A 16523-nucleotide genomic window follows, 5' to 3' on the forward strand; every position below is an offset into this window, starting at 1 on the left:
AAAAAATGGCCAAAATCATTTTGCTGCATGGCTTGCACATGCATTCGTGGGTCATGAGACCGCTGGCGTATTTGCTGGAACAAGAAGGTTTTGAAGTTGCTCTGTTCGATTATTACAGTGTTTTGCATTCGATGAACCGACATGTTGAAGATCTAGCGCGATGGATTGATGAGAACCATGCTGATGAAACGCTGCACTTTGTCGGCCATAGTTTGGGCGGGTTGGTCTTACGCAATTTTGCGGCTACATATCCGAATAAAGTCAGCGGCCGTATCGTTACCATGGGTACGCCGCATCAAGGCAGCCGTGCCGCGCAACGTGTGTTCAATATGGGTTTGCAAAAGCCGGTATTGGGCGGCTCGTATAAAGGCGCATTGGACGGCGGTATTCCTGAATTGCCAAAGGGTGTTGAGTTGGGCAGTATTGCCGGCAATAAACCGTATGGACTGGGCCGTGTTTTAGGTTTGCATGGCGAACATGATGGTACGGTTTTGGTCAGCGAAACGCATTGTCCGAATATGCGCGATCATGTCGTTTTGCCGGTCAGCCATAGCGGTATGCTGTTCAACCGCAAAACTGCCGGACAGGTAGTGGCATTTTTGCATGATGGATATTTTAAAAAAGCAATAAAACACCATTTATTCTAATTTAAAAATATTTTATTCTAAATAATTTGTTTATTTTAAAGAAAATGGCAAGGATTTGTGAGCGTTGTTTTCGTAAAATAATCAGCAGGCCGTCTGAAACCGGTTTTTCAGACGGCCTGTTATGCTAAAATCTGTTAAATACTTATTAAAAAGGCAAAGAACAATGTTTGCTTTCAAATCCTTACTCAATATGCCGCGTTTCGAGGCCATTGCGGTGGCCTTGGCTTTGGTGGCGGCAATGGGTTATACGATTATTTCGCTTGAATGGCTGCCGCATATGTCGATTGTGACGGCGATTGTGGTCTTGCTGTTGTACGGTTTGATGCGCGGATTGAAATATCAAGACATGCAAAACGGTATGATCGGCGCGGTCGGGCAGGGCATGGGCGCGATTTATCTGTTTTTCTTTATCGGCCTGATGGTCAGCGCGCTGATGATGAGCGGTGCGATTCCGACGCTGATGTATTACGGTTTCGGATTGATTTCGCCGACTTATTTTTATTTCTCGGCGTTTGCGCTTTGCTCGGTCATCGGTATTTCCATCGGCAGTAGTTTGACGATTTGTGCGACTGTCGGCGTGGCATTTATGGGGATGGCGGCTGCGTTTCATGCCGATATGGCGATGACGGCAGGTGCGATTGTGTCGGGCGCGTTCTTCGGCGATAAAATGTCGCCGCTTTCCGATACGACCGGTATTTCCGCTTCGATTGTCGGCATTGATTTGTTCGAGCACATCAAAAACATGATGTACACCACTGTGCCTGCGTGGTTGATCAGTGCGGCCTTGATGTTGTGGCTTTTACCCAATGTGGCTGCACATGACATGAACAGCGTCGAAGCTTTCCGCGCGCAATTGGAAGCAACCGGTTTGGTGCATGCTTATTCATTGATTCCGTTTGCTTTGCTAGTTGTCCTTGCCCTGATGCGCGTCAATGCCATTGTGGCCATGCTGTTTACTGTTGTGGTGGCATTGATTGTGACTTACTTCCACAGTACGCCTGATTTGAAACAGCTGGGCGCGTGGTTTTACAGCGGATACAAACTCGAAGGCGAAGCATTCAAAGACATTGCCCGCTTGATTTCACGCGGCGGCTTGGAAAGCATGTTCTTTACGCAAACCATCGTGATACTCGGCATGAGCTTGGGCGGCCTGTTGTTCAGTATTGGTGTGATTCCGTCTTTGCTGGAGGCCATTCGTGCGTTCCTAACCAATGCCGGACGCGCTACTTTCAGCGTGGCCATGACATCGGTCGGCGTCAACTTCCTGATTGGCGAGCAATATTTGAGTATTCTGCTTTCCGGTGAAACCTTTAAGCCGGTTTATGACAAACTCGGCCTGCATTCGCGCAACCTTGCCCGTACGCTGGAAGATGCGGGTACGGTGATCAACCCGTTGGTGCCTTGGAGCGTCTGCGGCGTATTTATCAGCCATGCCTTGGGTGTGCCTGTTTGGGAATACCTGCCTTACGCCTTCTTCTGCTACTTGAGCTTGGCTCTGACGCTGGTGTTTGGCTGGACAGGGCTGACTTTGAGTAAAAAATAAACAGTAGGCTGTTTGATCATCAGGCCGTCTGAATGCGTTTCAGACGGCCTGCTTTGTTTGAAGCAGCCCCATCGGATATAATTGCCGCGCCATATAAAAACAATTCCAACCATGAACAAACAAATCCGCCAAGAAATTTTCGAGCGTTTCCGCGCTGCCAATCCTCATCCGACTACCGAGTTGAATTTCAGCTCGCCGTTTGAGCTGCTTATCGCCGTTTTATTGTCTGCTCAGGCGACTGATGTCGGCGTGAACAAAGCGACTGCCAAGCTCTTTCCCGTTGCCAATACGCCGCAAGCCATGTTGGATTTGGGGTTGGACGGTGTGATGGAATACACCAAAACCATAGGCCTCTACAAAACCAAATCCAAACACATCATGCAGACTTGCCGTATTTTGCTGGAAAAATACAATGGCGAAGTGCCTGCCGACCGAGAGGCTTTGGAGTCTTTGCCCGGTGTTGGCCGAAAAACTGCCAATGTGGTATTGAATACTGCATTCGGGCAACCTGTTATGGCGGTTGATACCCATATTTTCCGTGTGGCCAACCGCACCAAAATCGCGCCGGGCAAGGATGTGCGTGAAGTTGAAGACAAGTTGATGCGCTTTATTCCCAAAGAATTTTTGATGGATGCCCATCATTGGTTGATTTTGCACGGCCGCTATACATGTAAGGCTTTGAAACCTCAATGCAGCAAATGTTTGATTAATGATTTGTGCGAATATCCGGCAAAACTGTAAATAAAAACAGATAAAAAAAGGCCGTCTGAATTTCAGACGGCCTTTGATTTGGCTGTGATTAGTCGGCAACTGCCATCAGGCTGGCGTTACCGCCGGCAGCGGTAGTATTGATACTGCAAGAGATTTCTTCAAATACTTGCAGAATGTCCAGACCTTGTTCGGAAGGCAGGATGCGGATGAGCGCACCATCGCGGCCGGCCAACTCTTGTTTGCGCTCGCTGCTCAAAGGCTCGATAGCGGCAACATGGCTGATGCCTGCGTTTTCAGGTTTGCTGTTGACTTGCAACAAACCGTCCAAATCGGCTGAGTAGGAAGCCAACGGGCTGTTAGGCTCAACAACGGTTTGGATGCCAGCGGCTGCCAGCTCGGTCAGGGCAGAGAAGGCTTGCAGCAGATTGCCGCCATGTACCCAAACGCGTTTCGGAGAACGCCAGCTCAATGAGTTGCGTTCGCCGGTCGGGCCGACCAATACGGCTTCGGCTTTGCGCAGGGTACGGACGCGAGCGTGACCCAAAGCTGCGGCTGCGGCTTTTTTCTCTTCTGCGTTAAACGGCAGTTTGTGAACCAGGGTTTCCAAACGTTTGAGCGCGTCTTCGTCTGCTTGGCCGATGCGGCTGAGGGTTGGGGCAACCCATTCAGGAGTACGAACCAGGCGTTGCAGATAGAATGAACCGCCTGCTTTTGGACCGGTACCGGACAAGCCGTGACCGCCGAAAGGTTGTACGCCGACAACGGCACCGACGATGTTGCGGTTAACGTAGATGTTACCGGCTTCGATGCGGTCGCGGATGTGGTCGACAGTGCCTTCGATACGGCTGTGTACACCGCTGGTCAAAGCATAGCCTTTGGCGTTGATTTGGTCGATGAGTTGATCCAATTCGCTGGCGCGGTAGCGGACAACGTGCAGTACAGGACCAAACACTTCGCGTTGCAACTCGTTCAGGTTGTTCAATTCAAACAGGATTGGACGAACGAAGGTAGAGTTGTTTTCATCAACGTCGGCGGCAGTTTTGATTTCGTGGTAAGCCTTCGCTACGCCTTTCATTTTGTTGATGTGGGCCAACAGGTTTTGTTGGGCTTCAGCATCGATGACAGGGCCGATGTCTGTGGTCAGTTGGATCGGTTTGCCGACAACCAGCTCGTCCATTGCGCCTTTGATGATGTTGATCATTTTATCGGCAACATCTTCTTGAACACACAAGATACGCAGGGCGGAACAACGTTGGCCCGCGCTGTCGAAGGCAGAGTTCAATACGTCGAGGCAGACTTGTTCCGGCAGGGCGGTAGAGTCCACGATCATCGCGTTTTGACCGCCGGTCTCGGCAATCAGGACAGGGCTGTCGTCGCGTTTAGACAGGGCTTTGTTGATCAGGCGCGCTACTTCGGTAGAACCGGTGAAGATCACGCCGCCGATGCGGGCATCGCCGGTCAGGGCGGAGCCGACATCGCCTGCGCCGAGTACGAGTTGCAGCGCAGAAGTCGGAATACCGGCTTGATGCATCAGGGAAACTGCGTAAGTGGCAATCAGGCTGGTTTGTTCGGCAGGTTTGGCGATAACGGTGTTACCGGCAGCCAGGGCGGAAACGACTTCGCCGGTAAAGATGGCCAATGGGAAGTTCCATGGGCTGATGGCAACGATTGCGCCGACGGCTTTGGCATCTTTAGGCAGGGTGTTTTCAGCTTCGTTGGCATAGTAGCGGCAGAAGTCAACGGCTTCGCGTACTTCGGCAACGGCGTTGTTCAGGGTTTTACCGGCTTCGCGGACGGCCAGCATCATCAATGCAGGCGTGTGTTGTTCCAAGAGGTCGGCAAAACGGCGCAGGCAGTCGGCGCGTTCTGAAGCAGGTTTGGCGCTCCACTCCGGCAAGGCGGCAACGGCTGCACCAATAGCTTCTTGAGCCAATGCCGCATCGGCAAAGCTGACAGTGCCGACAACATCGTTGTGGTCTGCAGGGTTACGGACGGGTTGCGCTTCGCCCACGTTACGCGCTTCGCCATTGACGATAGACGCGGCGTGGAAGTCTTCGGAAGAAGCTTGGTTGAGTTTTTCTTGCAGGTTTTGCAATACGTTTTCGTTGCTGAAATCGACGCCTTGGGAGTTCAGACGGCCTTTGCCATACAAATCGCGCGGCAGAGGCAATGCCGGATGCAGGTGGATGCCTTGTTCGGCGATGGTGTCGAACGGGCTCTTAATCAGGCGGTCGATGCTGATGTTTTCGTCAACGATTTGGTTCACGAAAGAAGAGTTCGCACCGTTTTCCAACAGACGGCGTACCAAGTAGGCAAGCAGGGTTTCGTGTGTGCCGACCGGGGCATACACGCGTACGCGGCGGCCTAAGTTTTGCGGGCCGACCACTTGGTCGTATAGGGTTTCGCCCATGCCGTGCAGACATTGGTGTTCGAAGTCTTTGCCTTTACCCATTTGGTAGATTGCGCCCAAAGTGTAGGCGTTGTGGGTGGCAAATTGTGGGAACACGGCATCTTGCGCATCCAAGAGTTTGCGTGCGCAGGCGAGGTAGGAGATGTCGGTGTGGACTTTACGGGTGTAAGTCGGATAGCCTTCCATGCCGTCTACTTGGGCCCATTTTACTTCGCTGTCCCAGTATGCGCCTTTAACCAAACGGATCATCAGTTTTTGGTTGTTGCGGCGGGCCAGGTCGATCAGATAGTCGATAACGAACGGGCAACGTTTTTGGTAGGCTTGAACAACGAAACCGATACCTTTGTAGCCGGCTAAGTCAGGGTCGGAAACCAAAGCTTCCATCAAGTCCAAAGACAATTCGAGACGGTTGGCTTCTTCGGCGTCGATGTTGATACCGATATCGTATTTTTTACCCAAAAGGAACAATTCTTTCAGGCGTGGCAACAGTTCGCTCATAACGCGTTCGTGTTGGGCGCGTGAGTAGCGTGGGTGGATGGCGGAAAGTTTAACGGAAATACCGTTGCCTTCGTAAACGCCTTGGCCTGCGGCATCTTTACCGATGGCATGAATGGCTTGAACGTAGTCGTTGTAGTAGCGGTTGGCATCTTCTTCGGTGTATGCGGCTTCACCCAACATATCGAAAGAGAAGCGGTAACCCATTTTCTCGCGCTCTTTACCGTTTTGCAGCGCTTCTTCAATGGTTTGGCCGGTTACGAACTGTTTGCCCAACAGGCGCATTGCGTAGTTCACACCTTGACGGATCAGAGGCGCCCCACCTTTGCTGATCATGCGGCTCAGTGCAGAACCCATGTTTTTCTCAGAAGTGTTGGTGGTCAGTTTGCCGGTAATCAACAGACCCCATGCAGCCGCGTTAACGAAGAGGGAAGGGCTGTTGTTCAAGTGGCTTTTCCAGTTGCCTTCGGAGATTTTATCGGCAATCAGGCGGTCGCGGGTGGCATTGTCCGGAATACGCAGCAGGGCTTCGGCCAGACACATCAGTGCAACACCTTCTTCACTGGAGAGAGAGAACTCGTGCATCAAGGCATCTACGCCGCTTGCTTTGGTGCGGCTGGAGCGGACTTGAGTAACCAAACGACGGGCAAGCTCGGAGGCAGCATTGCGCTCTTCGTCGGTCATCTGTGCACGTTGCAACATATCCTGAACGGCTTCGATTTCATCGCGGCGGTAGGCATCAGTTACAGCTTGACGCAGAGGAGTTTGTGTTGGAAAAGCGAAGTTAAACATTATTTATGTTCTCCAAAGGTTTTTTTCATGGTTTCAGACGGCCTGACTTTAAGACTGCTAAAACAGACATTCTGAAGGATAGTAATATCGTAATAAAATTATGATGCGGATACAAGATGCATCCGCATAAATTGCTGTTTTTTCTGATAAGGCTCAGATTATTTTGAAACAGTTTATTTCATAAAGACGGCCTGCACCGAATCATGCAGGCCGTCTGAAAACGTCTTATTTAGAAGCGCGGTATTCTGCGTCTGCTTTTTCGAAACGTTCTTGCAATTCGCGTGAAGGTTTTTTGTCGATCAGGGACACCAAAACAATCACGAGGAAACAAGCGATGAAGCCGGGAACGATTTCATAGACAGTAGCGAAACCTGTTTCTTGTGCGGCTAAAGCAGGTTTTTTGATCCACTCAGCCCAAACTACTACAGTCAGTGCACCTGCAATCATGCCGGAGAGTGCGCCGTAGGCAGTAATGCGTTTCCACAGTACAGACAGGATAACAACCGGACCGAATGCGGCACCAAAACCTGCCCATGCGTAAGCCACCAAGCCCAATACTTTGCTGTTAGGATCAGAAGCAATCAGGATGGAAATCACGGCAATCGCCAAAACCATCAGACGGCCAATCCATACCAACTCGGCTTGTTGTGCTTTTTTACGCAGGAAGCCTTTGTAGAAGTCTTCGGTAATCGCGCTGGAGCAAACCAACAATTGGCAAGACAGAGTGGACATTACGGCGGCGAGAATCGCGCTCAAGATGATACCGGCAATCCAAGGGTTGAAGAGCAGGGTAGCCAAAGCGATGAAGATACGTTCGTGGTTGCCGTTCATTTCTTCAACGTGAGCAGGGTTGGCACCGAAGTAGGCGATACCGAAGTAGCCGACAGCCACAGCACCGGCCATACACAGAATCATCCAAGTCATGCCGATACGGCGTGCAGAAACCAGAGATTTAGCGCTTTCGGCAGCCATGAAACGGGCCAAAATGTGTGGTTGGCCGAAATAGCCCAAGCCCCAAGCGGCGGTAGAGATAATGCCGATGAAAGTAGTACCGGCAAACAGGCTGCCGTATTCTTTACCGGTAGAGGCGGCAACTTGTTGGATGGCCGCATTCATTTGATCTGCACCGCCCAAACCCAAATACACCATTATAGGAGTCAGTACCAATGCAAAAATCATCAAAGAAGCTTGCAGGGTATCGGTCCAGCTTACGGCCAAGAAACCGCCCAAGAAAGTGTAGGCGATGGTTGCGCCGGCACCCAGCCACATGGCTTGAGTGTAAGACAGATCGTGGAACAGGCTTTGGAATAGGGTAGCACCGGCTACGATGCCTGAAGCACAGTAAATAGTGAAGAAGAACAAGATAATCAGTGCAGAAACCACTTTCATCAAGTGACCGCCGGCACCAAAGCGGTGGAAGAAGTAATCAGGAAGCGTCAGCGCGTTGTTGGCGTATTCGGTATGTACGCGCAGACGGCCTGCGACCAAAAGCCAGTTGAGGTATGCACCCACAATCAGACCAATGGCAATCCAAGCTTCATTCAAACCGCTCAGGTAAATGGCACCTGGCAAGCCCATCAAAAGCCAGCCTGACATATCGGAAGCACCGGCAGACATCGCGGTCACGAACGGACCCAAGCTGCGGCCGCCGAGGATGTAGTCATCGAAGTTTCGTGTTGAAAAATAGGCGGCCAGGCCGATCAGTAATACGGCGACCAAATAGATCGCGAAAGTGATATACATGGGATTCATGTACTTATTCCTCATCTAACTTATAAATACGGGTTTTGAAATTGCAAACAATTCGTACCCAAACTTTTTTCTAATAAAAATACAGCTTAAAAATCCTGTTTTTCACGAGAGAGTCAGGATAAATTATTTTCAAATACAATAGGATATGTAACCAATCCATATTAAATTGTAAATAATTAAATTCAGAATACAGTAAATTTTTTGTTTTGCAAAGCACGGAACACGGGCTTTATGAAAAATCGTAGCGCTTTTGAGGGGAAGTCATTTGAAAACAAAAGATTGCAAAAATTATCTTAAATTGGGGAAAAGGAAAGACAATGAAACTATCTTTCCTATAAATGAAACGTTACGCAGAGAAAAAGCGTAATTATGCGACATAAAAGGCGTTTTCAGACGGCCTGATAACGGCACTACCCCGTATTTCTGATGAATACGGGGTAGTGAGTCAGCTTGAACTAAATAGAAAAATCGTCTTTTAACAAATGCTTATAAGCGAATAGATAGAAAGCGGCAACAAAAGACGATCCGCCGAGGACGTTACCTAAGAAGACGGGGATCATGTTGTAGAAAAATTGACCCCAGCTGACATTTGCACCCGCCCAAATACCGGCCGGAATGATGAACATATTGGCGACAAAGTGTTGGAAACCGATTAACACGAAGATCATGACCGGAAACCAAGTTGCCAAAATGCGGCCTGAAGTATGGCGTGAGCCGAAATAGAACCAAATACCCATGCACACCATCCAGTTACATGCGATAGCGGAGACGAATGCACGGCCAAAGTCCATATTAACTTTGGCTTCGGCGATGGCAATGGTTTTAGCCGCAGCCGCTCCCTCTGCCAGGCCGACATAGTGGCCGAGGAAATAGGCCATGGCAACGGCGCCAGCTAGGTTGCCCAAGCTGACGATGAGCCAGTTGCGTACCAGTTTGTAGGTGCTGACGCGGCCGGTCAATCTGCCCAAAGCCATAATCATCATATTGCCTGTTGCCAGCTCACCGCCGCCGATTAAGATACAAATCAGCGCAATCGGGAATACGGATGCGCCCAAAAGGGCGGCCAGGCCGTTCCATTCGGCTGGAATACCGCTGATGACGCGCAGGCAGGCAAGATAGCCGAAGCCGACATAGCCGCCGCCTAAAAAACTCAAAATCACCAACATTTTGATGCTGAACTCGGATTTGGCGCAGCTCTTGCCGATGGCTTCCTGTAAAATCTCGTGAGGGTACAAATCTCGTGTATTCATGAGGCTCCCTTAAATTGGAAATATCTTGTTTATCATGAGGATAATAAGTTTGCCTGAGAATGATGCCGGTAGGAAATAACAACTGGTTGTAAGGATAGAAGAGGGGGTTATATATTGAGGTGACTAAGGCTGCGGCCGACTTTTTTAAGAAAGATAACTTGCGGCGTTGAGATATTGGCGTTTTAAAAACTTAAAAGGCCGTCTGAAAAAGTTGCTTTCAGACGGCCTTTAGATTTGCTTGGTGCGTTAGAACTACAAGCGCGTTACGCTTAAAACGCCTTTGATGTCGCCCAAGCTGGCTAATACGCGCGGCAGGTCATTGACTTGGCGGACTTCAAGGGTAAAGCGCATACTGGCTTCCAAATCGCGCGATTGAGTTTGCACCGCGGTAACGTTGAGTTTATGACGCGCCAGCGCATCCGAAACGTCGCGCAGCAAACCGGAGCGGTCTTGAGCGCGGATTTCGACATCGACGGCAAATACTTGTCCTTCTTGCAAGGCTGCCCAGCTTGCATTCAACACTTTTTCCGGAGCCTGCTCGGCAAGGTGGCGGAAAGAAGGGCAGGTATTGCGGTGGACGGAAATACCGCGGTCGCGCGTAACAAAGCCCACAATATCGTCAGGAGGTGCCGGTTTGCAGCATTTGGCAAGTGTGGTCATCAAGCCGTCTTCGCCGTCAATCAAAATGCCGTTTTTGCCGCCTTTTTTGATTTTGGACTGCTTGACGATATTGGTTTCATCAATCGGCACAGGAGGCGGTTCATTCAGCGCGCCGCAGGCTTTGTGGATGGCGCGGTTGGAAACTTCTCCCTGACCGATGGCCGTATAGAGTTCGTCGGTTTTTTTGAAGCCGAGTTTTTCCGCCAACGCTTGCAGATTGGGTTTTGGGAAGATTTTTGACAACTGCTTATCCAACTGGGCGCGGCCTTCTTCGCGCACGGTATCCGCATTTTGCTGGCGGATATAGGCACGGATTTTGCTGATGGCACGGTTGGATTTGACCCAGCCTTCGTAGAGCCAGTTGACGGAAGGATTGCCTTCTTTTGCAGTAATGATTTCAACACGTTGTCCATTTTCCAACGGCGTTGACAGCGGTACGATTTGTCCTTCGACTTTTGCACCGCGGCAACGGTCGCCCACGCTGCTGTGCAGGGCGTAGGCAAAGTCGATGGGGGTGGCGCCCGTAGGCAGGGAGAGGACTTTGCCGTGCGGGGTCAAAACGTAAATCGTGTCGTTGAACAGCTCGGTTTTAAAGGCGGCGGCAAGGTCTTCTTTGCCGCTTTCGGCCATGTTTTCGCGCCAGTCCAAGAGTTGGCGCAACCAAGCGATTTTCTGTTCGTAGGCGGAATCACCCTTGCCACCTTCTTTATAACGCCAGTGGGCGGCAACACCGAATTCGTTGAATTGGTGCATGTCGAAGGTGCGGATTTGGACTTCCACGCCTTTGTCTTCCGGGCCGACGATGACGGTATGCAAACTTTTATAGCCGTTGCCTTTCGGGTTGGCGATATAGTCGTCAAACTCGCCCGGAATCGGCTGCCAGAGGCTGTGGACAATGCCCAACGTGGTGTAACACTCGGGAATGGTGTCCACCAAAATCCGTACGGCACGGATGTCGAACAAGCCATCGAAAGTGAGCTTTTTCTTCACCATTTTTTTGTAAATGGAGTAGATATGCTTCGGTCTTCCGGCAACTTCAAAATGAATATTGTATTTTTTCAGTTCCGTACGCAGGATATTGAGGAAATTTTCGATGTATTCGAGGCGCTCGGTGCGTTTTTCGTCCAAAAGCAGGGCGATTTCACGGTATTTTTCCGGCTCTTGATGGCGGAAGCCCAAATCTTCGAGCTGCCATTTGAGTTGCCACACGCCCAAGCGGTTGGCGAGCGGGGCAAAAATGTCGAGGGTTTCTTTGGCAACGGCGCGTTTTTCAGGATTGTCGGGAACGTTGCTTAAGAATTGCAGGGTGCGCGTACGCATGGCCAGTTTGATCAGGACGACGCGGATGTCGGTAACCATCGCCAACAGCATTTTACGCATGGTTTCGGCCTGTTGGCTGCGTTCTTCCGGCGTGGCAAGGCTGTCCACGCGGGCGAATTGGGTCAGTTTCTGCACTTCGTCCACACCTTTGACCAGTTCGCAAACGGTGCTGTTGCAGCGTTCGGTAACCAATTCGTGCCAAGTGGGAACGTATTTGCCGATGTCGGATAAAATCGTAGCGGCCACGGCATCGGGCAATAAGTCGAGTTCGCTGACGATTTGCATCGAGCCGAGGAAATGTTCCAGCAATGGCTCGCCGTAAGTTGTTAGGGCATCGGCGGGGTAATGTTCTTTAGACAGGTCAAAGGCCGTCTGAATCAGGTTTTTATCGGAATCGGGCAGCGCGGCAACATAGCCGTCGAACCATGCGAGGAGGCCTTCCAGCGTTGCACTCGATGTTTGGGGCGTTTGGCGAATAATGGTCATGGCGTGCGTTTTTTTCTTTTTGATAAAAACGTTGCTATTGTAACAGTTTATTGCCGGCAGCCCTAGATTTGTATGCGAAGGTGGCACTATGTTTCAGGAAGCCTTGTTTCAGACGGCCTTGGGTGTTATGGTTAACCGTTTTGAAATTTTAAGGAGTATTTTGATGAAACTGTATATTTACGACCATTGCCCGTTTTGCGTTCGTGCAAGGATGATTTTCGGCTTGCGCGATGTGGCGGTGGAAGAGGTTGTTTTGGCGAACGATGACGAAGCTACGCCGATTGGCATGATTGGCTCAAAACAAGTGCCGATTTTGCAAAAAGAAGACGGTTCGTTTATGGGCGAGAGTTTGGATATTGTCCGCTATATCGATCAAGGCCGTCTGAAAGAAGAGGTTCGTCCTGAGGTTCAGGCTTGGTTGGACAAAGTGGGCGAATACAATAACAAATTGGTACAGCCGCGCATGGTCAAAATCGGCCTGCCCGAATTTGAGACCGATGAAGCGAAAAAATACTTTATCGACAAAAAAGAGAAAAGTATCGGCAATTTCGAGACTAATCTGAACAAAACGGCGCAGTATCTGGAGCGTTTGCATCAAGACTTGGCCGAACTGGAAACGCTGGTGTGCGAAGGCGAGGGCTTGAGCGGTGAAATCAGTTTGGAAGATATCCTGACTTTCCCTATTTTGCGCAACCTGACCGTTGTGCGCGGTATTCAATGGCCGCAAAAATTGATGGATTATTTGTTGGCGATGAGCGAGCGATCCGGCGTGGCTCTGTATTTTGACCGCGCGTTGTAATGAATGTTTGAAACATGAAAAAAGGCCGTCTGAACATCTTTCAGACGGCCTTTGGGTTTAATAGGCAATCGTATCGGCAACCTGTGACAAACCGTTTTCCAATGATTCAAGCATGGCGGTATAGCCGTCGCCTTGTTGTGGAGTAATGGTGTTAAACGGTTTGCTGCGTCCGTCCGGCCATTGTGCATAACCGCTGATGGTGGTCTGCCCCTGATAGCTGCCTTGGAAGGCTTCGATATAGACTTTCAGGGTTTGACTGCTTTGGCTGCGTGAAGCAGGCACAAAGGTGCGATGCGGATTGAGGCGGTTGAGCTTGTTGCTGAGGTTTGCCGCCAACGCGCCATCGAGCGGTGCCGCCCAAAGGTGGTTTTTCGCCAAATTGACATGATAGGCGTCGGTTTGGTAAACGAGGCCGCCGTTAGCAAGCGGTTCGGCAAGGTTGACTTTGACCGCGATTTCGTTGCCTTGTGCAGCCGGACGGATGTATTGGCTGTCGGGCAGGACGAAATATTGTGTGCTTTGCGCGGTGCCGCAGGCGGCAAGCGTCAGGGCGGCGGCAATCGGGAAGAGGCGCATTATCGGCTTCCTTTCGGGATAGGGTCTTTGCTGCTGCTATTGAAAATCAGCGCATTGGGTTTTTCTTTCAAAGTATTAATCACGGGTTGAACGTCTTTTAAGGTTTTGTCCAAACTTTGCAGCGTATTTTGTACGTCGCCATAGATAGGCGATTGAGGCGATACGCCTTGCAGGGTTTGACGCAACTCTTTCAGGGTTTGGTTCAGCTCGTTCGGAATGTTTTGAGTTTGCGGTTTGCCGACCAGTTTGTCGATGGAGCTTAGGGCGGCATTGGCGGATTTGAGGGTGGACTTGAGTTCGGCAAGCGAGCCGTTCAAGCCGGCAACGGTTTTATCCAATGGCAGATTGTTGAATTTGTCTAACAAGTCGGCCACTTTTGCCTGCAAATCGTCCAAACCGCCGCCTTGGGTTGCGATAACGGTATCACCGGCATAAACGGTATGCGGTCGTAGCTTAGGCGAGGCGGAAGGCTGATCGTTCAACTCAATCATTTTGCTGCCGGTCAGCAGGTTGTTGCTGGAGATAGTGGCAGTCAGACCTTTGTTTAAGGCCGTCTGAAATTGTTGTTTCCAATGCTCTTTGCTTTGCTCGTCGGCATTGATTTCCAAACGGGAAGGCTCAATGCGGATGCGCACGGGAATCCAGCCGTTTTCAAACAAATGCAGGCTGTCGTTGCGGTCGAAATAGGGAACGTCGGAAACTACGCCGACATTCAGGCCTTTGTATTCGACGGGAGAACCGGCAGTCAGACCGCGTACTGATTGTTTGAAGAATGCAGTGTAATACAGCGAGCGGTCGTCAGGCAGATTGGCCACTTCGCTGCGGCTGTCATAAAGCGTGAAGCTGTCTTCGCTTTTGACGTTTTTACTGTCGCTTGTTTTGGGCGAATCAAACGAAATCGCACCAGACAGTAGTGCAGCCAGAGGAGCGGAGTTGAGTTTGACACCGCTGCCTGTGGTTTCGATATTGATGCCGCTTTCCAGCCAGAAACGGCTGGCGGAATTAATCAGTTTGTCGTTGGGACTTTGGATGAAGATGGTGTAATGCACGCTTTGGTCGGACGGGTCGAAATGCGCGCTTTCTACTTGGCCGACCATAAAATTTTCATACAAAACAGGGCTGCTGACGTTGAGGATACGGTCGTTTTTGCCGACCAAATTCAGGCGCAGGCCGCTTTGACCGATGGCGGCAATCGGTGGAATGTCTTGGACGACAAATACATCTTTGGTTTCTTGGCTTTTGCCAGGTGTAAATGCAATATATGAACCGGAAAGCAAGGTTCCCAAGCCGGTAACGCCGCTTTGGTCGATACGCGGTTTGACCACCCAAAATTGGGTATCGCTGCGGATAAGGTCTTTGGCATCGGCGCTGAGCTGCGCAGTGACTTCCACGCCTTTTTGATCGTCGCGCAATTTGATGCGGGTAACGCGTCCGACATCGACGTTCAACACCTTAATAACGGTGTTGTTGACTTCGATGCCTTCGGCGCTGTCCATCAACAGCGTAACGACAGGGCCGCGGTTGCGGATGTCTTTAACCAAAAGCCAGCTGCCGGCAATCAGCGCAATCAGCGGAATCAGCCACACGATAGACGTGAAGACATTGGTTTTCTTGACACGCGCCGGGGCGTGATAATTGGGTGAAGAATCGTGTTTTTTCATTGTTTTAAGGTCTGGTCAGAATCAAGGCCGTCTGAAAGCTGCTGTTGTTTGTCCCAAATCAGACGGGGATCGAAATAATAGGCTGAAAGCATGGTCAAAATAACGACCAGGCAGAAGTAAATCGCCGCATCACCCGGCACAACGCGCGCCATATTGGTGTGGAACGAACTCATCAAAATAATAATCACAAAAATATCGATCATCGACCAGCGGCCGATGGATTCGGTAATTCGATACAAAACCGACATTTTGTCCGCGCTCATCACGGGTTTGAAGTATGCGGAATAAATCAAAACCGCCATTGCGATAATCTTCAATACCGGCACCATAATACTGGCGCTGAAAATAATCACCGCAATCAACCGGTCGCCGTCGTCCCACATATAAACAATGCCGTTGAAAATCGTATTGATCTCCAAAGCCGTCGGGTTGGACGAAATCATAATCGGCAGGATGTTGGCAGGGAAATACAGGATAAACGCCGCCACTAAAAACGCCAGCGAAATGCTCAGGCTTTTCGGGCGGCGGCGGTATAAGTCCGCACCGCATACGCCGCAAGGCTGCTCGTCTTTATTGCGGAAATACAGGCAACGGCTGCAACAGATTTTGTCCTCAGAGGCCGTCTGAACCGCATGGCCGCCGGTTAAGCGGTGAATCTTATAATAAACCCAATGCTGCGGAATCGATACCGAAGTCCGAATCAGCATGACCGACAGCGGAAACATCAGATAAAACGCCGAGCCGAACTCTACCGTAGCAACGGACGAGAGCTTGATATACGCCACCAAAGTGGAAATGAAAAACACATCCACCATAATCCAATGACGCAGCCGCACCAATACACGCGTCGCAAAGCGCAGCGCAGGGTAGGCCTTTTCGCGTATCAAAGCCGTATAAACATACAGGCAGAGCAGTAAAAACAGTAAAGGTGCTCCGAAGGTAAGGATAAACATCACTTCTGCCAGAAAACCGTAATCCAGCGAAATCAAAAGCTGCATCATTTGCGGCAACGACAAAATCGATGTTACGCCGAACAAATCGACGCGGATATACACCATATTGTACGCGAACGCCATCAGAATCAAGGTTGTCAGCGCATAGGCAATCGGCGCGATATACGGATTGTTTTCCACCTCCACGATTTCATGGTTGCATACCGGACAATGCGCTTCCTGCCCCTGACGCAGGCGCGGAATATCCATACGGCAGCCGCAATCCGGGCATTCCACCGTATGTGCAGGCAGCGTCGCATCAGGAAGATAAGACTTGTAGCGCCACCAGCGATGGTAGGCAGGAATCCGTTTCATGGTTCGGCAGGGGATAAAGAAGGTGCAAAGAGTGTCGCATTATAAAGGAAAACAGAAGGATAGCCCAAATTTAGGTCGATATTTGATTGAATGGCGGCTGCTTAATAAGGTTTG

The 16523-nt window shown here is 50.4% G+C and carries 11 protein-coding genes; 4 read left to right on the forward strand and 7 right to left on the reverse strand.

Annotation, left to right across the window (positions count from 1 at the left end):
- Window positions 1-5 precede the first annotated feature (5 nt).
- From ACTHTJ_RS00135 to nth, 3 genes are all read left to right on the forward strand, one after another.
- Entirely contained in the window at window positions 6-647 is a 642-nt protein-coding gene (locus tag ACTHTJ_RS00135; protein ID WP_070583819.1) for an alpha/beta fold hydrolase, read from the forward strand.
- Window positions 648-810: 163 nt separating this feature from the next.
- Window positions 811-2190 carry a Na+/H+ antiporter NhaC gene (nhaC, locus tag ACTHTJ_RS00140; RefSeq protein WP_070583820.1) on the forward strand — a complete coding sequence of 460 codons (1380 nt, stop codon included), beginning with the start codon at window positions 811-813 and terminating at the stop codon, window positions 2188-2190.
- 111 nt (window positions 2191-2301) lie between these two features.
- Window positions 2302-2931: an endonuclease III gene (gene nth, locus ACTHTJ_RS00145; RefSeq protein WP_003747538.1), complete on the forward strand. Its 630-nt coding sequence runs from the start codon at window positions 2302-2304 to the stop codon at window positions 2929-2931.
- Between the two features lie 58 nt (window positions 2932-2989).
- Here the strand turns inward: nth and putA are convergent, their stop codons facing one another.
- From putA to ACTHTJ_RS00165, 4 genes are all read right to left on the reverse strand, one after another.
- On the reverse strand, window positions 2990-6598 hold the full coding sequence (putA, locus tag ACTHTJ_RS00150) for a bifunctional proline dehydrogenase/L-glutamate gamma-semialdehyde dehydrogenase PutA (RefSeq protein ID WP_070583821.1): 3609 nt from the start codon (window positions 6596-6598) through the stop codon (window positions 2990-2992).
- Window positions 6599-6823: 225 nt separating this feature from the next.
- Window positions 6824-8350 carry a sodium/proline symporter PutP gene (gene putP / locus ACTHTJ_RS00155; protein WP_070583822.1) on the reverse strand — a complete coding sequence of 509 codons (1527 nt, stop codon included), beginning with the start codon at window positions 8348-8350 and terminating at the stop codon, window positions 6824-6826.
- Between the two features lie 455 nt (window positions 8351-8805).
- Window positions 8806-9600: a formate/nitrite transporter family protein gene (locus ACTHTJ_RS00160; RefSeq protein ID WP_070583823.1), complete on the reverse strand. Its 795-nt coding sequence runs from the start codon at window positions 9598-9600 to the stop codon at window positions 8806-8808.
- Window positions 9601-9852: 252 nt separating this feature from the next.
- Window positions 9853-12066, reverse strand: a complete 2214-nt coding sequence (locus tag ACTHTJ_RS00165) for a RelA/SpoT family protein (protein ID WP_070583824.1) — start codon at window positions 12064-12066, stop codon at window positions 9853-9855.
- Window positions 12067-12154: 88 nt separating this feature from the next.
- On the opposite strand from ACTHTJ_RS00165, the gene ACTHTJ_RS00170 reads away from it, so the two are divergent.
- Window positions 12155-12865 (forward strand): GrxB family glutaredoxin, encoded by a 711-nt coding sequence (locus ACTHTJ_RS00170; protein ID WP_070583825.1) that lies wholly within the window; start codon window positions 12155-12157, stop codon window positions 12863-12865.
- Between the two features lie 57 nt (window positions 12866-12922).
- On the opposite strand, the gene ACTHTJ_RS00175 is transcribed toward ACTHTJ_RS00170, so the two are convergent.
- Genes ACTHTJ_RS00175 through ACTHTJ_RS00185 form a run of 3 tightly spaced genes read right to left on the reverse strand, consistent with a single transcriptional unit; the run spans window position 12923 to window position 16409 of the window.
- Complete coding sequence (locus ACTHTJ_RS00175; protein WP_070583826.1) at window positions 12923-13441, reverse strand: PqiC family protein; 519 nt, start codon at window positions 13439-13441, stop codon at window positions 12923-12925.
- Window positions 13441-15102, reverse strand: a complete 1662-nt coding sequence (gene pqiB / locus ACTHTJ_RS00180; RefSeq protein ID WP_070583827.1) for an intermembrane transport protein PqiB — start codon at window positions 15100-15102, stop codon at window positions 13441-13443. Before pqiB ends, ACTHTJ_RS00175 begins: the two co-directional genes overlap by 1 nt.
- Window positions 15099-16409 carry a paraquat-inducible protein A gene (locus tag ACTHTJ_RS00185; RefSeq protein WP_083297176.1) on the reverse strand — a complete coding sequence of 437 codons (1311 nt, stop codon included), beginning with the start codon at window positions 16407-16409 and terminating at the stop codon, window positions 15099-15101. Before ACTHTJ_RS00185 ends, pqiB begins: the two co-directional genes overlap by 4 nt.
- Between the last annotated feature and the right edge of the window lie 114 nt (window positions 16410-16523).

Source organism: Neisseria sp. P0018.S001, from assembly GCF_051957355.1.
GTDB lineage: Bacteria > Pseudomonadota > Gammaproteobacteria > Burkholderiales > Neisseriaceae > Neisseria > Neisseria subflava_A.